Raw genomic sequence first — 23,797 nt, forward strand, 5'->3', positions numbered from 1 at the left:
AATAGTTAATAGAGGGTTTACAATTAAACTAAAAACGAAAGAGGTACGTTTGTTAGTGGAAATATAATGTGCTTTCCCCACACGACTCGCTATTGGCGACATCATATAAAAAATATTCAATATAATAAGTTTCACATAATAAAAAAAGCCTAGAATGTATTTAAATACACTTCTGGCTTTTATCGCATTAAAGATATTTTACTATTCTTCTATTTTTTTCCTAAAGCACCTTTTGCGGGCAAGAATAAACAAACTCACCATTTATCATCGTTTTTTCAACAAACATATCTTTGATTTGATTAATAGGTTTGTTTAGTATACTTTCATTTAGAATCGTTAGGTCAGCCAATTTTCCAGTCTCTATACTTCCTTTTATATTTTCTTCAAAACTAGCATAAGCACCGTTCCATGTATAAGCTCTAATTGCATCCAATACTCCTATAGACTGCTCATCACCGATAGGATTACCACTGCTAGATTTTCGATTAACTGCTGAATGAATTCCCAGTAATGGATCCAAATCAATGACTGGAGTGTCAGAACCAAAAGCTATAATAATACCTTTATCCAAATAGTCTTTGGCAGGATACATGACATTTACACGATCTCCATAATATTCCTTGTAATGATCACCGTTCACGTAAATAAATCCTGGGTTAGGGATAGGAATAACTCCTAGATTCTTTATTCGTTCCTGTAAATCAGGTGCAGCAATACCCGCATGTTCAATTCGATGGCGATGATTCTCTCGCGGATTCTTTTTTAGTGCCTCTTCAATACAATTTAATACCATCTCAATTGCTTTATCACCTTGAGCATGAGCAGTTATTTGAAAACCGTTATCATGTGCTTCACCTAATATACGGTTTAACTCCTCTTGCTCATAATATATCACACCGAAATCTTTAGGGTTATGCGTGTAACCTTCTCTTGTGGCAATAGTTGGACCAGTACTGCTACCGTCAGTAAACAGCTTTGCAGGTCCGATTCTAAATCGATGATCCCCTTGACCACTAAACTTACCTTCATTAATCATATTCCTCACGAAATCATGTGAATTTGTTAATGACCCTACTATGGCATAAACCCTAACCTTTACCTTATTTTCATTGACGGCTTCCTGCATCATTCGCATCGTTTCGCCGCCATCTCCATAAGCTCCAGCATCATGTACACTTGTTATGCCATATTTAACAAAATCATCAGATGCCAAAGCCATTCCTTCTTTTAGTTCTTCACTAGAGTACGCTGCATGTTCAAATAATTGCATATGGGCATTTTCAATTAACTTACCTGTCAACAATCCTAAACAATCTCTTTCTAGGATTCCTCCATCAGGGTTCTTTGTATGTTCATTAATCCCTGCAATCTCTAAAGCTTTACTATTTGCAATTGAAGTATGATTACAGGTTCTAATAATAACAATAGGATGTTCAGTCGATATTTGATCTAATTCTTGCTTTGTTGGAAAACGCTTCTCTAATAAAGCGTCTTCCTTAAACCCCCATGCACGTACCCACTCACCTTTTGGAGTCTCTTGACATTTCTTTTTCAAATCTTTAAATATATCATTTAGGGATTTTATATGAGAAGCTTTACAACTAACACTAAGCAAATTCGTCCCGTAGATTGTTAGATGAAGATGAGCATCAATAAACCCTGGCAAAAGTGTTCTTCCTTCAAGGTTTATTAATTTCGTTTGATCAGATATGAAAGAACTCATTTCAGAATTCTTGCCAACTGCAATTATTTTATTACTTTTAATCGCTACCGCTTCATCAATTCTATTGTTCTCATCCATTGTCAGTACTTCACCATTTGTCATTACGATATCTGCTATCATATTTACCTTCCTTTCTTTAAGCTACATCTACATATTTACTTACTTGTTCAGCTTCTTGAGGTTTAGTTAGCAAACTAACTGTAATCATCACAAATACATTAGCTAGTAAGCCAATAATACCAGCATGGATATCAAACGGAACTGAATCAGCAACAAGCTGATAATAGAAATTTAAAATAGTGCCAATAATTAACCCACTTAATACCCCTTTTGATGTCGCTCTTCTCCAATATAAAGCACTATAAACACCTGGAGCGAATTGTACAATAGCACCATATGCTCCTAAAAGGAGAGCTACTAAACCTTGTCCACCAAAAACAGTAATATAGTAAGCTAGTCCACCAATAACAAATACACCAAGCCGCATAATTAATAGTGTTTGCTTATCTGTTAAGTTCTTTTTTACATTCTTAACAACACCATCAGTCACTTCCAAAGAAGCACTATGAGTGATGGCATCTGCTGAAGACATCGCTGCTGCTAAAGCACCCGCTCCTACTAACCCATAAACCCATCCTGGAAGGTTCATTACTGTCGTAATTAAATACGGCAGCACCTGATCAGGGCTACTCAACTCCCCTGAATCGACCACCCCTACAGCTGCATAACCAACTAAAAGGAGAGGGACGAGGAATAGGGCAAAAATTGGATATGCAAGTACTGTTTTCTTTATTATTTTGGCATTTGATGCATATGATTTAGAAAAAAGATGTGGCCACATGAGAAAACCTATAACAGAGACAAGAATTATCGTAGTAAAAGCCATAGGACTCATAGTGGAACCGTCTTTTCCAATTTGAAGAAATTCAGGTGTTTCGCGGGCGATTGTTGTGAACATATCAGATGTACCACCATGTAATTGATAAACAATAGAGAGGCCTACAACCCAAGAAACAATAATCATCAATAATCCTTGAAAAACATCGGACCATGCTGCTGCTCGAAGCCCACCAGTAGCCACATATACAACCACTATTCCGTAAGAAATTAGCGCACCTAACCAGATAGGCATACGCCCTTCTGTCATAATATTGAAAATAATCGCCATGCCTGACATCTGAGTAGCCAAATATTGAATGGAAGCAAGTAATGCAATCATACCTACTACAATAGCCAGCCATGGACTATTAAATCTCCCTTTCAAAAAGGCTGATACAGTATATAAATTATTCTTTTTACCTATCTTCCCAATTTTAGGCCCAATAATATACCACGGTAGTATAGCAAATGCGGTATATGTAATAATATATAAAGCAGGGGCACCACGCGAATATGCCCAACCTGGAGCGCCTAAAAATGAAAAAGCACTAAAAACCGCACCTCCCATAAGGAACCACATGACAAGTAAACCCAGCCCTCTTCCTGCAACCGCAAATTCATCTAACGAACTACTATCCCTCCCTCTACCCGCAAAAATACCAACTAGTAGGCATACAACTAAATATACAATCATTATGACCAATGCAATTTGCCAGTGAGGCATTAAAAATCCCCCTCTTCATTTTTATCCGGATCAATAAAATAAAGTACAATTAATGCAACAAATGTAATGAATATCCATAAAATCACCCAAAAAAATGAAAAGGGTAGCCCCAAAATAATAGGTGTTGGACGATTCACTAATTCAAATAGCGGAAAAATAAGTAATAAAAACGGAATCATGGTAACAACCACATACAAAGAAATAAATTTGCGCTTTTTCATTTTTTTCTCCTTTCTATAAATGATAATTCAGATATTTCATAATTATCTATTATTAACAGAATGATATCATTCGACAAAATGTAAAAATATTTAACCACCCATTATGACAACAAGTTTTTCCATCTATATTCAAATGATTAATATGGCGGTATTCTAAAGAAAGTATATGAGGTACCTTTTGCTTAACCACAGATTAAATTCCCCAAAAAAAAGCATTCAATCAAACGTTTGATTGAATGCCTTTTTCATTTATTCAGCTTTCTTCCATTCTCCTATTCTACGGGGATCTGCAGCTCCGTCTAATGTACGGTCATTTAGTTGTAGGGATAAGGCATTGACACTGCCGAAGTAAGTGGCGTTGTCATTGATTTTCACTTTATAGCCTTTACTTTGTAGTTCGTTATAGGTTTCCCGTTTGAAGCCTGGTTCAATCTCAATTTTATCGTCTTCTAAATAAAAACGTGGTCGCTCCACAGCTTGTTGTAAACTATAACCATACACAAGATGATAGAGAATGGATTCGGTGACCACTGCAGGAATTCTTCTTCCTCCAGGTGAGCCTATGCCGATAACTTCTTTATCATTTGCTAGAATCGTTGGCGAGATAAAGCTTCTTGGCCGTTTACCTGGTTCAAACACATTCGGACTTTTTTCATTTTCACTGTAATTGGTGAGTGCGTTATTCAGGAAGAATCCTTCCTTCATATACTCTCCTGTTCCAAAGAAGTTCCCTAATGAATTCGTTGTGGATACCATCATCCCGCTATCATCTACGACAACAAAATGAGTGGTATGCCCATAATCTTTACGTTCTGCCTCTGAATCATTTAATCGGGCACTTTTGAAAATGTCCTTACGCTCCTCCACCAACTCATCAGTAAACTCTTTACTCATTGATTTTTCCAAATCAAGATTGGTATAATCCATATCCCCTATTTGCGATAATCTCTGCTCGTAGGCAATTTTACTAATTTCTCCGAAAGAGGCGACAAATGAAGGTTCATCTTCCCATTTTTGTTCTTCTAATACTTTCTCTGCCATCTGTAATGATTGAATGACGGTCAGCCCTGAGTATGGTGGGGCAGATGAAAAAACATCGTATCCCATAAACTCTCCATGCACTGCTTTCATTTTTTGTGAAGTATACTTACTAAAATCACTGCGGTCAAACGATTCATGTTGCTCAGCGAAAGACTCTGCCATCTCACCTCGGTAAAATGCTGCCGCACCGCCATCACGGATTTTTTTAAGCGTCTGAGCAAGAGCTGGCTGCACGAGACGATCACCTGCTTCTATCGGCTCCCCATCAATAATAAAAGGTGATTCTTCATCCTCGTCTATCCGATTATTTAGCGCTACCTTAAAGCGATAAGATAAATCCTCATCTACCTGGAAGCCGTCTCCAGCTAGTGGGATCACTTTATCCATAATCTTCTTAAACGACATACTTCCTTCAGCTTCATGAATATCTTCCATTCCCTTTACAAATCCAGGAATGCCTGAATCTGATTCTACTTCCTCCGAAGAGAGCGGAGCCATTTCTCTATATTGCTGAACGAATGGCTTTACCCCTTCTTGATATACAAGTGTCTCCCCGCCACCGCCAAGGCCTGAGCCATATGGTTCGACAACGGCTAATGCATAAGACACAGCAACAGCCGCATCAACTGCATTACCCCCTTCGTTTAATACTTCCATTCCTACCTTTACAGCTAACGGGTGGCTTGCACTTACCCCGTATTCACCGCTCTCTGTTCCTATCATCGGGAGGCTCACCTCTTCTTCACCCTTTCCATCAAAAACCCGTAGAAGAACAATCACAATGAGAATAACGACCAGCAATCCTAGCAGTATAAGTTTTTTCTTCATTGTTCCTCCTTCTTTAATCTTGGTTTTGTTGCACCTTCACCTTCAATAACTCGATTTGTATTTCTTGTTCCTCTTTTTCTGTTAGCGTATCTGTTTGACTGAAGCCAACGATGAAAAGGAATAAACAGGCTACAAATAAATAAGGCAATAAACGTTTCAATACCTTCTTCATTCTTCTCCCTCCCTTTGTTTAACTGTAAATGTTAATTTATCATCAACTGTCGCGTGATCCACATCCAAGTCTCTCGTTAATTGTCGGATAATTGACTGCTGTGAGAGCTTGTCCCAGTTTGATAGAGGGGCGGGTGTAGCTTCTCGTATTTTCATAGGGGTAATTTCGAAATTCGTTTCCCCTGTAGGCATGAGATGAAATTGTACGAGTGCTGTTTCTCTCGTTCTTGACCAGCCCTGGTCGAAAATAAAGTTACCCAAGCTATAAAAAATAACTGTGTCATCATAGACCTCAATCGACTCTAATACATGGGGATGGTGTCCAATAACTAAATCGGCTCCAGCATCTGCTAACGCTCTTCCCAGCTCTTTTTGTCGATCACTCGCTCGACTATTATATTCACGTCCCCAATGGGCATGGACAATCACGTAATCTGCCTTTTTCTTTGCTTCTGCCGTTAATGGGATAAAAGTGGCTGGATCAAAATCTAATATCCCGGCTTGTTTTTCTCCTGCCTTCGTTTCTTCAGAACTTAAGTCGGAAAAACTAAGTGTCGCAATCGTTAATCCATTGATTTCCTGATAAGAAATACGATTTCTAGCATCGGTACTATTTGTCCCAGCGCCAACGGCATCGATACCTTGTTCATGAAAAGTATCAAGGGTGTCAATCATTCCCTGTTCTCCGTAATCCATCATATGGTTATTCGCCATGGCCATCGTTTGAAAACCAGCATCCTTCATCGCCGTAACCGATTCACGATTGGCTTGCAAAGTAATCTCTTTGTTTTCCATCGGTTCAAGCTCTCGGTCGCTTGCTACATTTTCAAAATTCCCCGTCGCATAGTCCGCTTGATTAAACAAAGGCTCTACATAACGGAATAAATAGTCATAACCATAACGGTTTGTTACTTCTTCCACATGTCTCCCGACCATCACATCTCCAACAGCCACGCCCGTTACTTGCGCATTCTCTTCTGGCTCAGCATCTGCCTCCGTACGAATATCAAAACTATAGATAATAGCAAATGCGACAATTAACACCGGAAAAAGAATCATGATATGTACAGGAATACGTCTTTTCTGCTTCTTTAAGAAACGAAGAAGTTGTTCATGAAAATTAAGCTTCCTAGGTTTCTTTTTATGTTCCATTGTGGTCTTCTCTCTCCTTTAAAATAGGTAATACACGTACATAATGCCAAATGTGGCAGCGGATAAAAGCAGTGTGCTACCTAATGTAATGGTAACTCCTTGTTTTTGAATCGTATTTGCAATCAATCCTGGTACAATAACTCCCAGCCCTCTAAATTCATTAATCTCAAACGGTAATATCGGGTAAAAATAATCTAATATCAATTTGAGACATATCCCGGTAATCAGCATTGCAGCAAACTTGCGACGTCCGTATAAAATAACGACCTTTGATACACCGTATTTTACGATCACATAAGTTAGCAAACTGACGAGCAAAATTATTAAAACAAAGATTGGCTGGTCTAATACAAGAGCCAGGTAACCTGGCACGACTAACCCAGCAGGCATAATCCCAAATTTCTCAGCAAATAAGAGACTGAGTAGGACGCCTAAAATAAGAGATATGTATAAATCATCACCAAACATGGAAAACGCTCCTTAACTGACTAATTGTTTTATTTTCAAATGTTGAATTTCTTCTATTAACGGTTCTGCAGCACCATGTATATTGCCGACTCCATAAATGGTAGAACCTTTCATTTCTCCTTTTAAATGCTCGAGAATTTCTCCCGTATCCGACCCTTCTAAGTTTTCTAATGAATGGGCAGGTATAAGTCCTAGTTCGTATGCTTTCACAATTGGTTCCGCCGATTCCCCAATCACCACAAGTGTTTTCATTGGGATAAATGGTAGTACATCTCTAGCAAATTGTTCCGTACGATCGACGCGGTCTGCACGACAATTCATGATAACAATGGGTTCCTTTGTCGGGTATCCAACTTCTTCTACTCGCTTCCAAATATTCAAAGTTGAAGACGCATCATTTGCCGCAAAGCCATTAACAAAATAGGATGGTTCTTTCGAATGTCCAATTGGAGAAATTCTCATCGCTCCTGGATCTGGTGGCGCATTGAGCATCCCTTGTCTTGCCGTTTTTTCATCAATACCAATCGCTTCTGCTACAGCCAGTGCTAAAGAGGCATTATCAGGGAAAACCATGTAATCGAACTGTTTTAGAAATGCTTCTGAAATCTTACTATTATCTGCAACAATCACGGTCGTGTTACGCTCCGCAGCTACTTTTTCATAATAAGCACGATATGCATCATTGGTAATAATAAGATAACCATTATGTGGGATAGTCGCTGTAAAGGCCTCAGCAACTTCATCTAATGTTGGTCCCATCACATCCATATGATCCTCTAATACATTAACGATAACGCCGATGTTCGCTTGTAGTAATTCTTCTTGGAAAGTGATTTGGTAATCGGGGTTAACCGCCATACATTCGCTGACCAATGCTTCCGCCCCACGCTCAACCGTCTCTTTAATCACTTCCTTCTGTTCACCAATATTAGGCCCTTGAGGCTTTCTTACGATTGGTTTCTCTTCTGGATCATTCCAATAAATCATCCTCGCATCTGTTCCGGTTGTTTTTCCTACTGTCTTATAACCAGCTTCGAATAATATCCCGGTAATAAGCCTTGTAACTGTTGATTTCCCGCGGATTCCATTAATATTCACTCGTATCTTTAACGCATCTAGCCTCTTACGATGTTTTCTTTTCTCCATAATTCCTGCCGTTAATAAAATGAGACAGCAAACAACAATAATCCACATATGCCCGCCTCCTCTTTTCCTTTTTTTTCATTGTCAAATTGGCACGATTAATATATTAATATATAAATATTTCATAGCCATCACATGGAAATAAACTTTTTTTACCGATAGATGACAACCAGATTTGACTTAAAACAACAATTTCGGAGGGATAAATCACTATTAATAAACAATTTTTTCTAGTTGTTCAAACCGTTTTCCTTATAAAACATTTTTTATGTCCGTAGGTAGGTATTTCTTTTATAAAAATTAGATGACAGGTGACATCGATGCTGACATAAGATAGAAAAAAACTTCTCAAAGAGGAAATATCCAGAAGGGTGTCGAAAAAAGTTGAACAAGGATGTGAAATGTATGAATGAAAAATTATGGGAACAAATCGAAATGGATACACTAACTTCGCGCCTTCTTGCTATTGGAAACCTACAAAATAATCCAATGGGCGTATCCATTCAATCATTCGGACAAACGATGGCTTACACCGTTAAAAGTATTCCGGGGCCAGCTTTTAATGTGATCAAAGGGCTTTGTGGAGAAGACGAGTTATTGCTTGATGAAATAGTTAATTTTTATGATGAAAAACATATTCCTGTTCGCTTCGAAATTGCACCAAGTCATCATTCCCAATCATTATTAAAGGCTTTGCACAAACGTGGTTTTTATCAGATAGACTTTCATACCACTTTATATAAGCAGTTACCAGATACCATAAAACCTGTTAATAGCGCTATTGAAATTCGCGCCTTACATCCAGATGAATTCCAGACTTTTGCTGACATATACACACAAGGCTTTCAAATGCCTTCTTTCCTACTTGAAGGCGTAGCACAAAACAATGCTGTCCTTTATTCGTTACCAGAATGGACTTTTTACTTAGCGTTAGTGGATCATGAACCGGCTGGTGTCGGCGTACTTTTTTGTAATGAAAAAGGGGGGAACCTCGCCGCTGCTTCTACCTTACCTACTTTTCGACAAAAAGGTGTGCAGTCTGCACTTATTCAACAAAGAATTCAACATGCGCAGGAAATCGGCTGCAAATGGATAGTTGGGCAAGCCTCCTATGGTTCAGTTAGTCAGAGGAATATGGAGCGAGCAGGAATGAGGGTTGCCTATACGAAGGCGATATGGGTGAGGGATGAATCGTTATGAGGAGTAAAAAAATAGAGCTCCTTTTAAAAAGAGCTCTCATAATTGCGTCTTATCTAGATGTATATCCAGCGTCCGCATGAATAGTGGTACCTGTAATATAAGAAGATGCATCCGATGCTAACCATAGACTTGCTTGAGCAATCTCTCTTGGTTGACCAAAGCGATTCAACAAGCTTAATTGTGGAGCATATTCTTCTTCCGTAAATCCAAACTGATCAAGCGCACCTCTAAGCATTGGTGTATCAATGGCACCAGGAGCTACTGAATTCACACGTATATTTTTTGGACCATATTCCATTGCAGCTACTTTAGTCATTCCAACTACTCCGTGCTTGGCTGCTACATAAGCAATATTTTGTGGTTGTGGACGGAATCCGCTTACAGATGAGATATTAACAATCGAACCACCGTCTCCTTGTTTTTCTAGTTGTTGTAGCTCATATTTCAAACAAAGAGCCGTACCTGTTAAGTCTACAGACATTAAACGGTGCCAATAATCTTCATCGAACTCAGCGGCTAATTTATCATCTGGTGTTAGCGCAGCATTATTCACAGCTACATCTAATTTACCATATGTGTCTACAGCAAATTGCACCATGTTTTGTACTTCTTTTGATTTCGAGATATCTACTTTTACAAAAGCAGCTTCTCCGCCACTAGCTTTGATTTCTTCTACTACTGCTTGGCCTTTTTCCTCATTAAAATCAGCTACGACTACTTTCGCTTTTGCCTCTGCAAAAAGTTTAGCCGTCGCTTCCCCCATACCCATTGCTGCGCCTGTAATAATAGCGACTTTACCTTCTAATACTGGAAATGTCATTGTTCTTTCCTCCCTTTCCTTTGTTCAGTTACTATTAAATCTCATCATTTTTAGTGTCTCAATATACAAACTGGGTCATTTTGTTCAGTAATGTGCAACCTATTTTATTTTGTTCAGTAAAATTGCAAAATATATAGGAATTCAACATAATAAGGAAAGAGGTGATTCTCTTGGAGCATGATTTTTTAGATAAACGCGTACAACGGTCACGCACAGCTATTAAAACAAAATTTATTGAATTATTATACAAAAAGCCTTTCGCCCAAATTACTATATCTGAGATTGCAAGAGAGACAAATTATAATCGTGGAACATTTTACGCCAATTTTCATTCGATGGACGAGTTACTAAAAGAGGTCATTGATGAGACATTACATGAGATGATTGAACAAATTGGTATTCCTTATCAAGCATATGAACAAGTTTATTTACGAGAACTTCCGATTGAGGAGATTACTCTATTCAATTATTTCAAAGAACATGCATCACTATATCAATTATTATTAAGTGACCATATTCGTGTCGATTTCCGCTATCAAATGGCACAAGCAATTGAACAACTTTTTTTAGATGAATACGACTATGTTCTGCCTAAGGACAGTTCAGTTGACGCTAAATGGTTATATATTTATCGAGCCAATGGCATTGCTGGTCTCATTATTCGCTGGATTGAAGAGGACTTTCCACATACACCCACTTATATGGCTGAACAAATTGTTGAACTTATGGTCGTTTCGACTGAATCATTTTTTGTAAAAGGAAAGGGGCAGCCTCATGATTAAAGTGTTATTCGTTTGTTTAGGTAATATTTGTCGTTCACCAATGGCAGAGGCGATATTTAGACATAAGGTAGAACAAGTTGGACTAGAGAAGGAAATATTCGTAGATTCAGCAGCGACGAGCTCTTGGCACATTGACGCGCCTCCACATAAAGGAACACTCGCGATTTTAAACGACTATCGTATTTCCTCTAAAGGATTAAAAGGACGTCAATTACAGAAAGAAGACTTCGAAGTATTTGATTATATTGTGGCAATGGATGAATCGAATATAAAAGATATATACCGTATACTGGGTCAACCTCAGCATCCAAAAATATTCCGTTTATTAGATTTAACTGAAGGTGCAAAGGATGTGCCGGACCCTTACTATACCGGGAATTTCCAGGAAACATATGATTTAGTGAGCGCTGGTTGTGAAGCCTTGATGAAGAAAATAAAGGAAGAACGAAGATGATGCGTTATAGACCAAACTGTTTGAGATGATGGTCTAGATGCTTGTATATACCCTTTCCCCATTGCTCAGCGGTCAGTTTACCAAAAAAAGAATGGGGATGGGTTGTACACTTTTCTGGTCCATCAGCATGGAATTGCAACAATTTTTGTTTCAACTTTTCCTTCTCTTTGCTAAAGTCCCTATCATTGACAATTAAAATGGTCGGAATCGTAGACATATTTTTAGGTAAAGTCTTTTCGTTATAAAAAATCGGTTTGGCGAAGTTTCCTACAAAGATTCCCAACCAACTCCTTTTTGGAGAAGATTCCCCCATCGCAATATCTTGAAAGGCTGAGCAATGAGCCATCATTTGGGCGACATTCATCTTCCCCCATTGCCGTTTTGAATTGGAACTCAAACGATCTATACGTGTTAAAATTTCCTCTAAATATACCGGATCATAGATACTTTTCATTTCCCTTCTCCCCCTCTTCATTCACAATTTATTATTCACTCTATAGCTTTCAACAAAAGAATTATACACTCCTTCTAATATAAAAAAGAGCCCAAAAAAAGAACAAATCCTCTATAGATCTGTTCGTTCTTCAGCTACAATATTTGTCTCGACTATTACTTTTCGTTTTCAGCAATCCAAGCAAGAATGGCTTCAATAACTTTCTTCAAGCTCATTCCTCTTTCTGTTAAGGCATATTCAACTTTTTTCGAAGAATCTTCTAAAAATGTTTTACTCACAAGTTCTTCCTTAATGAGTTCATTCAACCGTTCTGTAAGTAATCGGTCAGAAATACCATTAATTTCATCTGCTAATTCAGAAAATCTCTTCGGTCCGTCCATTAAGGAATAGATGACCATGCCCATCCATCTGCGACCTATAAATTCAATCGCTTCATGGTAGTTGCTACAGATATGCTTAGAATCCGTTTTCAATTTATGGTTACAATCCATTCTTTATAGCTCCTTTACCTGTCCTCATTAAATAGTACCATATATTCATTAGTTGACAACATAACTTACGAATGGTAAGTTTATAAACGAAATAAACTTACTAAACATAAGTAAAGGTGGAGAGTTAAATGTCAGAATTAGTTACTCTTATGAATGAACGCAAGTCTGTGAGGGTATTCGATCCTTCTTTTAAAATAAATCAAGAAAGTTTAGAAGAACTATTAGCACATGCTATTTCAGCTCCTTCTTCTAGTAATTTACAATCATGGAGATTTATCGCTATCCAAGATGAAGCAATGAAAAAGGCTTTACCTGTATTTGGCAACAACCAAAAGATTGTAGAAAATGCTTCTGCTGTTATTGCCGTACTTGGTGATACGGAGGCTTATAAAAATGTTGAGGAAATCTATACTCAAAATGTCGAAGCTGGTTACATGGATCAATCCATTGCTGACCGTACCATCAGCAATACACACCAATTTTATCCTGGCCAACCGAAAGAAGGACTAATGAACATCGCAAGCTATGATGCTGGTCTGATTTCAATGCAATTGCTTCTGCTCGCAAAAGAACGTGAGCTAGATACAATCGTAATGGGAGGCTTCGATAAAGCTGCCTTCGCCAAACAATTTGAGCTAGAAGAAAACATATTCCCCATTACATTAATCGCTATTGGCAAAAGCGCTGCACCTGCCTTTAATACAACTAGACTACCTCTTGAGCGCGTAGTGAAGTTTTATTAATCGTTTGGAAATAGCACCCACTATCAATGAGAACCATTGAAAAATAAGTTACGCGTGAACAAAGACTTTTTGGTCTTTGTTTTTTTTATGGTGCGGTAAATGACCTTTATGGATTGAAATTGGAATCCATAGTTTAGATTGAAGTTTGATTGGGTTTAGATGAGGACAGGTGATTTTTAAATTTTAATAATCTTAGAGTGGATTAATATGAAAACGCAGCAATATAGGGAGGTGTTGGATTATTTTTGTTAGATTAGGTGGGAAACACGTCAATTAACTGGAGACATCGGTAAATTTGATTCGTTTAACCCGGTAGCGCGTCAAGCTTTCAAATGCGGATCTCTGTTTGATTGGTTTCAACTCACATCGAATCAAATTTTATCAATAAAGGCACGGGCCGTGTTAGTGATGAAGTCGTGGAATCAGTTAAGAATGGATCCACTCAACTACTCCTCAGCTACTGCCGTCATATCAGCCTTTGCTGCTTCCATTATGGCTTCTAACTCAGCGATTTTTTTCTGATTCTCCTCAATGGTTGGATCGTAATTTTGAATCAATTCATTTGTGTACGCTTCTAATTCAGCTACACGTTTGGCTACTTCTGACTCCGTTTTCTGTTTTATTTGTTGATCTGCTGCCGCTAGTTTTTGTGGGATTTCTTCTTTTAATTTAGCAATTTGCTTATTTTTTTCTTCGTTTACAGCCGTTTCTATCTCGGCGATGGACGCTACTTTTTTTGCAGAGAACCAATTCGTTAGCATCGATTCCATATCTTCACCTGCAGACACAAATCGAAAACTAACAGAAAGAAGGAAACCTGCGAAAAGGCAACTAAACAATATTTTGATATATTTACTTTTTTTATGATTCATTTTGTTTTCCTCCCTTTACGAGATTTCCAGGGCCAAGTAAGCTGGCCCTGAAACGAATTAATCATTGACAATATTGTTGACAACGTCATCTAAACTCATCTTTGCATCTGCCTCTAGTTCAGCGGCTTTCGCTGTTATAGCAGCCTCTTGTTCTGCGACTAAATTAGCAAGGATGGCATCTAGTGCCTCTCGAATTTCTTCAGCCTTCCAATTCGCCTGATTACGAAGATTTCGGCTACTAATTTCAACTTGAGATTCTACTTTTGTAACAATTTCCTGTTTCGCTGCTACAATCTCTTGCTCAAGTTCTGTTACTGCATCTGCTTTCGCTTGATTTAATTCCGCTGTGACTTGCTCTAAAGCCGACTGGCCCTTCTCACTAGCAAAAGCTTGGAAACCAGCCGTTGCTTCCTCCTGCATTAAATCGCCTTTTGCCTTAATATGAAAATAGCCTTCTAAAAATAGTTGATAGAATTGATAATCCATATTTTCCAAGATCAACAATTTCTCACTATCGAGGGATGCAATATGTTCATATTTGGCCTGGTCAATAGCTAAAGTAGAACCTTCAATTTCACGCAATGTTTTCTCGTCAATTTGACTGGCTGCTAACTCCTTTAATGTTTCATTTTCTGCTCTGAGCTCTGTTAATAACTGTTCAAAATTGGCATCCGATTCACTTAGAACCTCAGCACTTGTTTGGTTAAATAAGTTATCATACCAAGTTTTCAAAGCCTGTCCCGCATCTGTATTCGCTAACGAGAAGCCTGCTCCGGTTAGCAATCCGACTGTAACTGCACCAGCTATGATTTTCTTTTTCATCTTCCCGACCCCTTTGTCGAAATTTATTTTTCTAACGTTTCTTCTAAAAATAATCGTATTTCTTGATCCATCTCAGATTTAAGTTCTTCCTTCTTTTCACCTTCATACGTATGAAATGAATGGCTTAGTTCTTTTTTTATGTTTTGAATATCTATTTTGTATAAAGTTAAGTATTGGTTGATCTCTTTTTTCGCTTCTTCACTTGAAACTACTACGTTTTTTTCCATTGCTTTTTCATAGGTTAGTTGTGCATCTAGCTTTTGCTGTTTCATTTGTTCAGACCAAGATTCATAGGCGGTTGCCAGCTCATTATTGGTCTGTTCCTCACTTATCTCGAATAATTCATTACTCCACTTTCCTAGAGATTCGCTCGAAAATGCTTGAACGAATACACCTGTTAGACCAATCATGAGACAAATAATGATTGTGATGGTCGTTACCTTTTTCACTCTCATACTGTCCTTTCTTGCTCACATTTATTTTTCATAGGGGAATCAACCATAGATGTGTGTTCATTATTAGGACAAAGTAAAGCTAGTATTCAACTGCCGTGACTTTTATCCTAGAATCATCACTTTCCCCCTTTCATTTGTCATTTGTTCTTTCATATGTTCTATATTGTTCTTGATAAAAAACACTACACGTAGTATAAATGAGACGCATCATAATGAAAAACGTAATAGTTTACCAAAAATTCAGAATATATTATTGATATCTATGTTTTTCTCTTTTTTCCTATTATTTACACTCATTCACACTTGAATAATAGAGAAGAAGTGCTTCCACTCCTTTGCTAGCAAGACTTTTAAATCCAATTACCTATATGTACAACAAGAAAAATAAGGAAAAATATTCAACCTTCCACATCCATTTAATAGGTCACTTGTTCTACCAAATACTTATCTCTCATTCCAATTTACTAGGTAGTTTTAGTATTAAAAAAAGACCTGCAAAAGTGACGATGCAGGCCTGTAGTTCAGCAGTCATAGGTAGAATGGATCTAGTTCCAACTGTTTATTAATTGCTCTAGCTCCTTTTGGCTCCCTACAAGGTTAGTAAAATTAGATTATTAAAAATTAAAACGAAAGAGCAAAGCTCTTAACCCCTATTCTACTCTGATAAGAAAGGTTTTGTTGTTTTATATAAATAGTTACATGTAACTACTATATATATCCAATTTTTTAGTGCCTTTTTCATTGTTTAAGTGTTATAATAACAAAGTTGAAATTAATAAATGGGGGAATTTAACAAGTGAAGAAGTTTTATAAGTTAATAGGTATTGGTCTACTAGTTGTTGGTGTATTAGCTGGTTGTGGTGAAGAAGTTACGAGTAATGCGGATGAACCTAAAGAAGCACCTAAAGCAGCAGATCAAAAGGACAAAAAAGTTTCTGAGCCTAAGAAAGATGAAGCTGGAAATACAATATTAGAAGAACCCGGTCAAAAAGCAGAAAGTGAAGCTGGAACTGCCGAACTTATCAAAATAAATAAAGTGAATGAAACTGTAAATGTATCTCCACTTAAAATAACGATTCAAGATATTAAGGTTATCGAGTTATCAGATGTTGATTCTGTATTTGCTGAAGATTTGGCCTTTTCAATTGATGGAGAAGCGGAATTATTAGAAAAAGGTTTTTCTTATGTTCAAATCCAATATAATGTTGAGAACACGCAAGATCAGAATATTGAATGGTATGACTTAGTAAATGTTATCACTGATAAAGGTGAACAGATTGACGGTATGATGAAAGATTTCTTTATTGATGACGCTGATTTAGATTCAGAGTTTATAGGAAAAGTGAAAAAGGAATATACTGACGCTTTTGTTATCAAGGATAAAGATATTAATTCAGTTAAATTGGTTTTCGGTAATACAATGAATGCTGATACATTTGAAGATATCACTGGTGAACAAACTGTTGAGTATAAATTTGAATAGTAAAAAAGCAGCTTATATGGCTGCTTTTTTTATTCCCTAATTCTTCCCTAGATGGTAAAATGTTCACATGTAGAGTGAAAGTCGCCAGCCTTTCGTAAAAAAAATATTACGAAAGTGTGAGGTACTTAAATTATGCAATTTGAGAAAACAACAAAACCTACTGAATTAAAAGAAAATAAGCTACTTAGAAAACACACAATAATTAAGAAAGAACAACCAGACAATAATGTAACTTCAATCCAATGGTATGAAACTATAGTCAACTCCTTACCGGTAATAGGGAGATTTTTGATATATATTGCCGTTTTATTTGGAATAGGGTTGCTTTATTACTACATCATAGTTGGTGAAATTCCAAAAGAATCACTTATTTTGATTTTTGTAAAATTGTTGAAAAAGTTAAACCTGATTTAAGTTTATTATGTAATTAGATCTTGATTTTTATACTTGGGGGAGGATGGTTCCCTTCTTCAACTCTGCTATTTTCGATTGGCCTTTGGACTTTGGTGTAATATCTAGATTAGATTACTTAGTGGATAATAAAATGGAAAAAGGAAGGTGCCTGGCAGGGCATCCTTCCTTTTTTCTGTTTGCATCGAGAATGAGATTTGGTTAGAATCTTAAACTCAATGAGCTGCGAACGCAATCAATTTGTTGAATGGTTTTGATTCAGCGTTCATCTACATCGTAATTAAATTTACGAACTTGTACATCTGGCTCTGTCATGTTTCACCATCTCCGTTATACAGTAACAAAAGTATGGATTTTAAATACACGCATTGAGCAAAAACAACATAATTTCTTACCTACTAATATCAGTATATCACCAGCTACCGATGTATAAAACCAAAATGATATATTTAAATGAGTTTTCATATGGTGTACTCTTTTATTAGTAATGTTCACTTTGGCCGATTTAAATTAACCCATCTCACAAACACAATAACATATTTTATATTTTGTTAAATTTTCTAACAATAATCATGCAAATGCTCCTCAATTGTAATAGTATAGATTAAATACACAAATGTTGAAGGGAGATGATGTGATGAAAACGCACTCGTTACGATCAGAAAATCAGCATTTATTTTTATTTGAGGAAATAACAATTGAACAGCTTCACAAATTGTATGATACAGGTGAGTATACAGTTGAAGAAGTCATTCGATCTTTTCTTGAGCGCATTGAACAATATGAATCGACATATAATGCTTTTACATTTATGAACGAACAGGCGCTTACTGATGCGAAAACCATCGATGCGAAACGGATGCGTGGGAAAAAGTTGGGTCCATTAGCAGGTATCCCCGTAGTTGTGAAAGAAGCTGTCGATATGGTTGGTTTTCCATCTACATTTGGCTGGGCTCCACTCTCTAAACATACAGGTGGAATAGAATTATTACCGCAGAAAGATGCCACCATTATCTCTAGATTAAAAGCAGCTGATGCCATCATACTCGGCAAAACAAATATCCCTGCCTTTAGTTGTGCATACCACGCAAATACTAGTTGGAAAGGTCCTACATACAATGCGGTAAATAGAAAATTAACACCTGGTGGTAGTAGTAGTGGCACGGCTACTGCCGTATCTGGTAATTTTACCGTTCTTGGAGTAGCAGAAGAAACAGCGGGTTCCATACAAGTACCAGCAGCAGCGCAAGGAATTGTTGGCATTAAACCTTCATTCGGACTCATTCCTACTACAGGTGTGACTCCGCTTGCTGGCAGTACAAGAGATGTATTAGGGCCGCATGCCAGAACGGTGCGGGATGCAGCGATTATGCTTGATGTTATCGCTGGCTATTCACCTGATGATGCTAAAACCATTTCTAGTACGATTCCAGAGAAGGGCTATACCTCTTTCCTTTCATCACATGCTTTGAAAGGGAAAAGAATTGGTTTATACGGCCCTAGTTGGCGAGAAACGAAAATGACGGCAGAAACGGAAGCACTTTATAAAAAAAGTATTTCAATATTGCAATCACTGGGTGCAGAGGTGATTGAAGATCCTTTTCATGTAAAGCCACTGGCTCCATATATGAAAACTATTGATACAATGATTGGAAGAGAATCCTTTTTTTACGACCTTAATCAATACTTCAAAAACCTTGATCCTTCGTTAAATATGGAAAAAGTTTTCTTAAAAGCAGGAGCGATACCTTGGGAAGAAGACCAGCCCTTAGCTTCCTTTGTCCGACCACTTGAAACCGACAAAGCTTTCGAAAATGCTGAACGCTTACCTGATTTAACACGCTTTAAAGAAACGAAGAACGAACTGTTACGCACCATTACCTACATTATGGCTGAGCAACAATTAGATGCTTTTGTTTACCCAACAATGCTAGAAGATGTACCAACTTTAGATCGTGAGGATGTTGCGACTTCTACCATATCCGAAATTAATATTAGTGGATTGCCACTCATAACAATACCAGCAGGGTTTTATAGTAACGGCTCCCCCTTTAACCTCGCTTTTTTCAGTACAATGTGGAGCGAAGGTGACATACTTGGTATGGCCTATGCCTATGAAAAAGCTGCCGGTGGCCGTAAAGCTCCGCAATTAGTGAAAAAGGAGTAGCCCTTCAATCGAAGGGGCTTTTTTTATTTTCTACCTAGCTGCTAGACTCATAATCGTATAAATGATTAAGCTAAACGATACTGTCAGCCAAAAAGTATTTTTCTCTGTTTCTTTTTCATCACGGATTTTCTTCAAAAGGGAAACCAAATTTAAGCAAAAAACAATACATAGGACTGGCATCAAATAGATGCCGATGAAACTGAAGGTTAGCATTGAATCACTCCTTATATTCATGCTCCATAAAAAAAGATGCTCTTAAAGAACATCATGATTGTACTAACTCATTAGATAAGTGATATACCCTAGGATGGCAAGAACAATAGCCATTCCCCCAACAGTTGATGCACCGTAAAAAGTTCTTCCAATCATCATCTGTCTCTATTTTGCTCCCTTCATCTTTTTTCTTTTTCAATGACCATGACCTCAAGTTTACTTCGCATGATATAATCGTTGAGATAGAAAATAAGCAATACAGCTAGCGAATAATGCAAATACATAGGAGAATGGATGAGAAATTGTGCCAAATTCAACTGTTTGGCTTTGTGTTGTAGCAAATGTAATCTCTGGTGTATACATAAGTGTCATGATTAGACCGGATCCGATTTCAAATACATAAATAAGAACGGTGAAACTTAGTAAGAATATTAAAAATTTTTTCATCAGATGACCCCTCCTTGTTATCTTTACCTATATTTTACCATAAATAGAAAATAGGAGTTGAGTAAATCTTGAGTGCGATTATATTATTTTTATTAGCCGGAATTGCAGAAATTGGCGGCGGTTATTTCATTTGGCTATGGCTAAGGGAGGGGAAACCTTTTTATTGGGGAATTGGCGGTGGTGTTGCCTTAGCCTTATATGGTGTGATTGCTACCTTTCAAACCTTCCCATCTTTCGGACGTGTGTATGCTGCCTATGGTGGTGTATTCATTATTTTGTCTGTCCTTTGGGGCTGGGGCATTGATAAAAAAGCGCCTGATATGTATGACTGGATTGGAGCTGCCATCTGCTTGGTTGGTGTTGGCGTGATGTTACTAGCGCCTCGTCATTAAGCATGTGATTAATGCTGTATTGGTGCTTAGTTTAATTGTAATGTAAAAGTCTTTCTAGATAAAAGCGACTGATGTCTGCATAATGGGTGATTGGAGCAAGTGCGGACTTTATAAATTTGCCCACACTTCTTGTGATTTTCGATCTCATGCTGATTTTGAACCGTCTTTGTGTGGGCGTTTCTCCTTTTGAACCTTCTTGTAACTATACGGACCCACGATTTTTACTTTTCCGCCAATAATAAACGATAGAAAATAAAATAAGCCCTGTTGCTGCGCCGACACTATCAATTAATACATCCCTTACTTCACCCGAACGCCCTGGAATAAAAAGTTGATGAAATTCATCAGACGCCGCATAAACTGTTGTGAGAATCCAGGATATAAGCAGCTTTTGACGAGTAAGTATATTCCCTTGTCTTATAGCAAAAAGAATAAATATCCCTAAAATAAAATAAGCAAAAAAATGCGCGTTTTTGCGAATAAAAGTCTCTAAAGTATGTAAGTTTTCAATTGAAAATGGAACCCAAGCAGCGATAACTTCTGTAATCCCACCACTTAATTGACTTGATTGCGTCCCCGGTTGATGAGATAAAATAAAGATCATTGCCATCCACAAAATACTAGGGAGCCAATATAATTGTTTTTTCATAAGCATGTCGTCCTTTATATGTCATAACTCTATTATACCTTAGTAGGTGACATCCTTCACGGTTATTACGCACAGATATGGCAAGTGACGATTTTCTAAAAAGAGCATTTGTTCACATTTGTGATTTGTCAGTACAACTGGTATTTTTCTATTCTTTTGTGTACATTTCTCATTCTGCTAACACTTCTAACAGCTCCCCTCCCTCTTGTGCTCGTGACCCCCATACGCTAACAGCTACGCCAATCCCTTTAGTTGTAACCCTAATCTCTCCCACTTTATTCAGGAGAGGCTAAACTATTAGACTCCCCATTTAACCTATCAAAAAAACCCCACGGGCAATGATGTCCGTGGAGTGATCTAATTTCACCTATTCATCATAGGCATTTAATGCATTGATACCGTGTGCTAGCGCGGAACCTGCTTTTAAAGCAGTTGCGACAAAGATGCTTTCGACAAGTTCTTCTTTTGTAATCCCGAGTCTTTTCGCATTCTTTGTGTGTATGTCAATACAGTAGGCGCAACCTGTAATATGGGCAACGGCGACAGCAATAAGCTCTTTATCTTTTTTATTGATGGCCCCGTCTTTCATAGCTGCTTCATCAAAACCAAAGAAACCTTTTACCGCATCTGGAGCATAGTCTTTCAACTCAGTCATTCTCTTCATATTAGCCGCTTGGTAGAGGTTATCTGCTTCTACTTCCTCATAAGCATTTAACGCATGAGTGCCATGTGCGAAGGCAGAGCCTGCTTTAAGAGCGGTTGCTACTAAGACTGCTTCTGTAATTTCCTCTTTTGAAACCCCCAATTTCTTTGCATTACCTACATGGATTTCAATGCAATACGGACACCCCGTAACATGAGCACAGGCGACAGCAATAATTTCTTTCGTTCTTTCCGTAATAGCGCCATCCGCTAATGCTGCCTTATCAAAGGCAAAAAAGGTTTTATTGGCTTCCGCTGCTGACTTTCCTAATTCTCCAATTCTACTAATCTTTGATTTTTGATACAAACTGTCATTTGCCAACATATTCCCCTCCGATTCATTTTATTTCCCCAGAAATATTCTTGAAAAAAGGAAGAGAATCCTTTATTTTCGACAAATTCCTTTTAAATCGATCAAAACTCCCAGCGTTGAGTGAGCATTTTTCTACGTGTGTAAAATTCCACACCATCACTACCATTTGCGTGAAGATCACCATAGAAAGAATTTTTCCAACCTGAGAATGGGAAGAAGGCCATTGGTGCTGGTACCCCGATATTTACCCCTAGCATGCCCACTTGGATACGTTCTCTGAACTGACGGACATCGCTGCCGCTTTTTGTAAACAAGCAAGCACCGTTTCCGAATTCTGATTGGTTCGTTAGATCAATTGCTTCTTGGAGAGATGATACACGGATAATTGATAAAACGGGTGCGAATATTTCATCCTTCCAAATCTTCATTTCCGGTGTTACTTTATCAAAAATGGTTGGCCCGATAAAATAACCATCTTCATGGTAAGCTTCATCCTTACGTCCATCACGTACCAAAACGGCACCTTCTTCTTCCCCTGATTCAATATAACTAGCTGTACGTGCTTTATGCTCTGGGCGAATCACTGGACCTAAGAATACATTTTCGTCCATACCATTACCAATTGTAATTTGATCAGCAGCGGTATTTAATTTTTGCAATAAGGGCTCAATCACATCATCTACTGCCACGACAACTGAACATGCCATGCAACGCTCTCCTGCAGAGCCATATGCTGCACCAATAATTTCTTTAACTGCAGCGTCTAAATCAGCTGTTGGCATAACGATAGAATGGTTTTTCGCTCCCGCCAACGCCTGTACTCGCTTGCCGTGAGAGGAAGCTGTTTTGTATACATATTCAGCAACAGGTTGGGATCCAACGAATGAAATAGCTGGAACGTCCTTATGTTCCAATAAACCATTCACGACATCATGTGCACCGTGAACGATATTCAATACGCCATCTGGCAATCCTGCTTCTTTAAATAATTCTGCTAAGCGATTAGCAAGTAAAGGTGTTCTTTCTGATGGCTTCAATACAAATGAGTTACCACAAGCGATGGCTAATGGGAACATCCAGCATGGGACCATCATCGGGAAATTAAAAGGTGTAATACCGCCCACAACCCCCACAGGATAGCGATACATACCCGATTCGATATTTGTGGCGATATCAGGTAATTGTTTACCCATCATTAACGAGGGTGCACCTGCAGCAAATTCTACACACTCAATCCCACGTTGTACTTCACCATATGCTTCTTTAAAGCTTTTTCCATTTTCTTCGGTTACAAGCTGTGCCAACTCATCCCAGTGGTCGACCAGTAGTTGTTGATATTTAAAAAGTACGCGTGCCCTTTTTGGTACTGGCGTTTGACTCCACGTTTTGAATGCCTCGCTTGCTGCTTTTACTGCTTCATTGACATCATCAATAGTTGAGATCGGTACTTGCGCTAACTCTTCACCAGTTGCTGGATTAGGAACCGGTTGATAGTTTTCTGTTTTTGCCTCTACCCATTGTCCGTTAATAAAATTCTTTAATGTAGATGTTGTAGTTGTTGTCATTTGTTATACTCC

The 23,797-nt window shown here is 37.9% G+C and carries 27 protein-coding genes; 8 read left to right on the plus strand and 19 right to left on the minus strand.

Features of this window, described 5'->3' with window-relative positions; genetic code table 11:
- Window positions 1-220: 220 nt before the first annotated feature.
- From LG276_RS20655 to pgsB, 8 genes are all read right to left on the minus strand, one after another.
- On the minus strand, window positions 221-1,843 hold the full coding sequence (locus LG276_RS20655) for an amidohydrolase (RefSeq protein WP_251162167.1): 1,623 nt from the start codon (window positions 1,841-1,843) through the stop codon (window positions 221-223).
- A gap of 16 nt (window positions 1,844-1,859) precedes the next feature.
- Entirely contained in the window at window positions 1,860-3,326 is a 1,467-nt protein-coding gene (locus LG276_RS20660) for a sodium:solute symporter (protein ID WP_224937194.1), read from the minus strand.
- Window positions 3,326-3,547, minus strand: a complete 222-nt coding sequence (locus LG276_RS20665) for a DUF3311 domain-containing protein (protein WP_224937195.1) — start codon at window positions 3,545-3,547, stop codon at window positions 3,326-3,328. The genes LG276_RS20660 and LG276_RS20665 overlap by 1 nt, the downstream gene beginning before the upstream one ends.
- Window positions 3,548-3,796: 249 nt before the next feature.
- Window positions 3,797-5,416, minus strand: coding sequence for a gamma-glutamyltransferase family protein (locus tag LG276_RS20670; RefSeq protein ID WP_281202713.1), 1,620 nt, complete (start codon window positions 5,414-5,416; stop codon window positions 3,797-3,799).
- Between the two features lie 13 nt (window positions 5,417-5,429).
- On the minus strand, window positions 5,430-5,588 hold the full coding sequence (locus LG276_RS20675) for a hypothetical protein (RefSeq protein ID WP_251162169.1): 159 nt from the start codon (window positions 5,586-5,588) through the stop codon (window positions 5,430-5,432).
- The gene (locus LG276_RS20680) at window positions 5,585-6,739 is read right to left on the minus strand and encodes a CapA family protein (RefSeq protein ID WP_224937198.1); all 1,155 of its coding nucleotides are present in this window, start codon (window positions 6,737-6,739) and stop codon (window positions 5,585-5,587) included. Before LG276_RS20680 ends, LG276_RS20675 begins: the two co-directional genes overlap by 4 nt.
- Before the next feature lie 18 nt (window positions 6,740-6,757).
- A complete protein-coding gene (pgsC, locus tag LG276_RS20685) occupies window positions 6,758-7,207 on the minus strand; it encodes a poly-gamma-glutamate biosynthesis protein PgsC (RefSeq protein ID WP_095371783.1) in 450 nt (149 codons plus the stop codon).
- Window positions 7,208-7,219: 12 nt separating this feature from the next.
- Window positions 7,220-8,401 carry a poly-gamma-glutamate synthase PgsB gene (gene pgsB, locus LG276_RS20690; RefSeq protein WP_404292719.1) on the minus strand — a complete coding sequence of 394 codons (1,182 nt, stop codon included), beginning with the start codon at window positions 8,399-8,401 and terminating at the stop codon, window positions 7,220-7,222.
- Window positions 8,402-8,755: 354 nt separating this feature from the next.
- Between pgsB and LG276_RS20695 the strand changes: the two genes are divergently transcribed.
- Window positions 8,756-9,550 carry a GNAT family N-acetyltransferase gene (locus LG276_RS20695; RefSeq protein ID WP_404292721.1) on the plus strand — a complete coding sequence of 265 codons (795 nt, stop codon included), beginning with the start codon at window positions 8,756-8,758 and terminating at the stop codon, window positions 9,548-9,550.
- A gap of 49 nt (window positions 9,551-9,599) precedes the next feature.
- Here the strand turns inward: LG276_RS20695 and LG276_RS20700 are convergent, their stop codons facing one another.
- Window positions 9,600-10,370, minus strand: coding sequence for an SDR family NAD(P)-dependent oxidoreductase (locus LG276_RS20700; protein ID WP_224937201.1), 771 nt, complete (start codon window positions 10,368-10,370; stop codon window positions 9,600-9,602).
- A gap of 170 nt (window positions 10,371-10,540) precedes the next feature.
- Between LG276_RS20700 and LG276_RS20705 the strand changes: the two genes are divergently transcribed.
- Both LG276_RS20705 and LG276_RS20710 read left to right on the plus strand, forming a co-directional pair.
- Window positions 10,541-11,152 carry a TetR/AcrR family transcriptional regulator gene (locus tag LG276_RS20705; RefSeq protein ID WP_404292724.1) on the plus strand — a complete coding sequence of 204 codons (612 nt, stop codon included), beginning with the start codon at window positions 10,541-10,543 and terminating at the stop codon, window positions 11,150-11,152.
- Window positions 11,145-11,606 carry a low molecular weight protein-tyrosine-phosphatase gene (locus LG276_RS20710; protein WP_224937203.1) on the plus strand — a complete coding sequence of 154 codons (462 nt, stop codon included), beginning with the start codon at window positions 11,145-11,147 and terminating at the stop codon, window positions 11,604-11,606. The genes LG276_RS20705 and LG276_RS20710 overlap by 8 nt, the downstream gene beginning before the upstream one ends.
- Window positions 11,607-11,610: 4 nt before the next feature.
- Here LG276_RS20710 and LG276_RS20715 read toward each other — a convergent pair whose 3' ends face one another.
- Both LG276_RS20715 and LG276_RS20720 read right to left on the minus strand, forming a co-directional pair.
- Entirely contained in the window at window positions 11,611-12,060 is a 450-nt protein-coding gene (locus LG276_RS20715; RefSeq protein ID WP_224937204.1) for a DUF1569 domain-containing protein, read from the minus strand.
- A 155-nt stretch (window positions 12,061-12,215) separates the two neighbouring features.
- Window positions 12,216-12,551, minus strand: coding sequence for a helix-turn-helix domain-containing protein (locus LG276_RS20720; protein ID WP_095371776.1), 336 nt, complete (start codon window positions 12,549-12,551; stop codon window positions 12,216-12,218).
- A 128-nt stretch (window positions 12,552-12,679) separates the two neighbouring features.
- Here LG276_RS20720 and LG276_RS20725 point away from each other — a divergent pair, with 128 nt between their 5' ends.
- Window positions 12,680-13,294 (plus strand): nitroreductase family protein, encoded by a 615-nt coding sequence (locus LG276_RS20725; RefSeq protein WP_095371775.1) that lies wholly within the window; start codon window positions 12,680-12,682, stop codon window positions 13,292-13,294.
- A 446-nt stretch (window positions 13,295-13,740) separates the two neighbouring features.
- On the opposite strand, the gene LG276_RS20730 is transcribed toward LG276_RS20725, so the two are convergent.
- Genes LG276_RS20730 through LG276_RS20740 form a run of 3 tightly spaced genes read right to left on the minus strand, consistent with a single transcriptional unit; the run spans window position 13,741 to window position 15,437 of the window.
- Window positions 13,741-14,166: a hypothetical protein gene (locus tag LG276_RS20730; RefSeq protein ID WP_404292726.1), complete on the minus strand. Its 426-nt coding sequence runs from the start codon at window positions 14,164-14,166 to the stop codon at window positions 13,741-13,743.
- A gap of 57 nt (window positions 14,167-14,223) precedes the next feature.
- Entirely contained in the window at window positions 14,224-14,988 is a 765-nt protein-coding gene (locus LG276_RS20735) for a hypothetical protein (protein WP_224937207.1), read from the minus strand.
- Window positions 14,989-15,011: 23 nt separating this feature from the next.
- Window positions 15,012-15,437, minus strand: a complete 426-nt coding sequence (locus LG276_RS20740) for a hypothetical protein (RefSeq protein WP_404292728.1) — start codon at window positions 15,435-15,437, stop codon at window positions 15,012-15,014.
- Window positions 15,438-16,239: 802 nt separating this feature from the next.
- On the opposite strand from LG276_RS20740, the gene LG276_RS20745 reads away from it, so the two are divergent.
- The 3 genes from LG276_RS20745 to LG276_RS20755 all read left to right on the plus strand — a co-directional run bounded on the left by LG276_RS20745 (window position 16,240) and on the right by LG276_RS20755 (window position 19,504).
- Window positions 16,240-16,926: a hypothetical protein gene (locus tag LG276_RS20745; RefSeq protein ID WP_251162176.1), complete on the plus strand. Its 687-nt coding sequence runs from the start codon at window positions 16,240-16,242 to the stop codon at window positions 16,924-16,926.
- Window positions 16,927-17,058: 132 nt separating this feature from the next.
- Window positions 17,059-17,340: a hypothetical protein gene (locus tag LG276_RS20750; protein ID WP_251162177.1), complete on the plus strand. Its 282-nt coding sequence runs from the start codon at window positions 17,059-17,061 to the stop codon at window positions 17,338-17,340.
- A 634-nt stretch (window positions 17,341-17,974) separates the two neighbouring features.
- On the plus strand, window positions 17,975-19,504 hold the full coding sequence (locus LG276_RS20755) for an amidase (RefSeq protein ID WP_281202714.1): 1,530 nt from the start codon (window positions 17,975-17,977) through the stop codon (window positions 19,502-19,504).
- A gap of 30 nt (window positions 19,505-19,534) precedes the next feature.
- On the opposite strand, the gene LG276_RS20760 is transcribed toward LG276_RS20755, so the two are convergent.
- Together LG276_RS20760 and LG276_RS20765 are read right to left on the minus strand one after the other, a co-directional pair.
- Window positions 19,535-19,717, minus strand: coding sequence for a hypothetical protein (locus LG276_RS20760; RefSeq protein WP_251162179.1), 183 nt, complete (start codon window positions 19,715-19,717; stop codon window positions 19,535-19,537).
- A gap of 216 nt (window positions 19,718-19,933) precedes the next feature.
- The gene (locus tag LG276_RS20765; protein ID WP_251162180.1) at window positions 19,934-20,164 is read right to left on the minus strand and encodes a hypothetical protein; all 231 of its coding nucleotides are present in this window, start codon (window positions 20,162-20,164) and stop codon (window positions 19,934-19,936) included.
- Window positions 20,165-20,229: 65 nt separating this feature from the next.
- Between LG276_RS20765 and LG276_RS20770 the strand changes: the two genes are divergently transcribed.
- Window positions 20,230-20,556, plus strand: coding sequence for a YnfA family protein (locus LG276_RS20770; RefSeq protein WP_251162482.1), 327 nt, complete (start codon window positions 20,230-20,232; stop codon window positions 20,554-20,556).
- 202 nt (window positions 20,557-20,758) lie between these two features.
- Here LG276_RS20770 and LG276_RS20775 read toward each other — a convergent pair whose 3' ends face one another.
- From LG276_RS20775 to LG276_RS20785, 3 genes are all read right to left on the minus strand, one after another.
- Complete coding sequence (locus LG276_RS20775) at window positions 20,759-21,205, minus strand: VanZ family protein (RefSeq protein ID WP_224937213.1); 447 nt, start codon at window positions 21,203-21,205, stop codon at window positions 20,759-20,761.
- A 367-nt stretch (window positions 21,206-21,572) separates the two neighbouring features.
- Window positions 21,573-22,232, minus strand: a complete 660-nt coding sequence (locus LG276_RS20780) for a carboxymuconolactone decarboxylase family protein (protein ID WP_095371765.1) — start codon at window positions 22,230-22,232, stop codon at window positions 21,573-21,575.
- Between the two features lie 89 nt (window positions 22,233-22,321).
- Window positions 22,322-23,785: a CoA-acylating methylmalonate-semialdehyde dehydrogenase gene (locus tag LG276_RS20785; RefSeq protein ID WP_095371764.1), complete on the minus strand. Its 1,464-nt coding sequence runs from the start codon at window positions 23,783-23,785 to the stop codon at window positions 22,322-22,324.
- Between the last annotated feature and the right edge of the window lie 12 nt (window positions 23,786-23,797).

The sequence above is a fragment of the Cytobacillus kochii genome, assembly GCF_044790165.1.
Lineage (GTDB): Bacteria > Bacillota > Bacilli > Bacillales > Cytobacillaceae > Cytobacillus > Cytobacillus kochii.

Coding starts and splice junctions, on each gene's coding strand:
- LG276_RS20655 (WP_251162167.1), bottom strand. CDS start 1,843: ATGATAGCAGATATCGTAATGACAAATGGTGAAGTACTGACAATGGAT.
- LG276_RS20660 (WP_224937194.1), bottom strand. CDS start 3,326: ATGCCTCACTGGCAAATTGCATTGGTCATAATGATTGTATATTTAGTT.
- LG276_RS20665 (WP_224937195.1), bottom strand. CDS start 3,547: ATGAAAAAGCGCAAATTTATTTCTTTGTATGTGGTTGTTACCATGATT.
- LG276_RS20670 (WP_281202713.1), bottom strand. CDS start 5,416: ATGAAGAAAAAACTTATACTGCTAGGATTGCTGGTCGTTATTCTCATT.
- LG276_RS20675 (WP_251162169.1), bottom strand. CDS start 5,588: ATGAAGAAGGTATTGAAACGTTTATTGCCTTATTTATTTGTAGCCTGT.
- LG276_RS20680 (WP_224937198.1), bottom strand. CDS start 6,739: ATGGAACATAAAAAGAAACCTAGGAAGCTTAATTTTCATGAACAACTT.
- pgsC (WP_095371783.1), bottom strand. CDS start 7,207: ATGTTTGGTGATGATTTATACATATCTCTTATTTTAGGCGTCCTACTC.
- pgsB (WP_404292719.1), bottom strand. CDS start 8,401: ATGTGGATTATTGTTGTTTGCTGTCTCATTTTATTAACGGCAGGAATT.
- LG276_RS20695 (WP_404292721.1), top strand. CDS start 8,756: ATGAATGAAAAATTATGGGAACAAATCGAAATGGATACACTAACTTCG.
- LG276_RS20700 (WP_224937201.1), bottom strand. CDS start 10,370: ATGACATTTCCAGTATTAGAAGGTAAAGTCGCTATTATTACAGGCGCA.
- LG276_RS20710 (WP_224937203.1), top strand. CDS start 11,145: ATGATTAAAGTGTTATTCGTTTGTTTAGGTAATATTTGTCGTTCACCA.
- LG276_RS20715 (WP_224937204.1), bottom strand. CDS start 12,060: ATGAAAAGTATCTATGATCCGGTATATTTAGAGGAAATTTTAACACGT.
- LG276_RS20720 (WP_095371776.1), bottom strand. CDS start 12,551: ATGGATTGTAACCATAAATTGAAAACGGATTCTAAGCATATCTGTAGC.
- LG276_RS20725 (WP_095371775.1), top strand. CDS start 12,680: ATGTCAGAATTAGTTACTCTTATGAATGAACGCAAGTCTGTGAGGGTA.
- LG276_RS20730 (WP_404292726.1), bottom strand. CDS start 14,166: ATGAATCATAAAAAAAGTAAATATATCAAAATATTGTTTAGTTGCCTT.
- LG276_RS20735 (WP_224937207.1), bottom strand. CDS start 14,988: ATGAAAAAGAAAATCATAGCTGGTGCAGTTACAGTCGGATTGCTAACC.
- LG276_RS20750 (WP_251162177.1), top strand. CDS start 17,059: ATGCAATTTGAGAAAACAACAAAACCTACTGAATTAAAAGAAAATAAG.
- LG276_RS20755 (WP_281202714.1), top strand. CDS start 17,975: ATGAAAACGCACTCGTTACGATCAGAAAATCAGCATTTATTTTTATTT.
- LG276_RS20760 (WP_251162179.1), bottom strand. CDS start 19,717: ATGCTAACCTTCAGTTTCATCGGCATCTATTTGATGCCAGTCCTATGT.
- LG276_RS20765 (WP_251162180.1), bottom strand. CDS start 20,164: ATGAAAAAATTTTTAATATTCTTACTAAGTTTCACCGTTCTTATTTAT.
- LG276_RS20775 (WP_224937213.1), bottom strand. CDS start 21,205: ATGAAAAAACAATTATATTGGCTCCCTAGTATTTTGTGGATGGCAATG.
- LG276_RS20780 (WP_095371765.1), bottom strand. CDS start 22,232: ATGTTGGCAAATGACAGTTTGTATCAAAAATCAAAGATTAGTAGAATT.
- LG276_RS20785 (WP_095371764.1), bottom strand. CDS start 23,785: ATGACAACAACTACAACATCTACATTAAAGAATTTTATTAACGGACAA.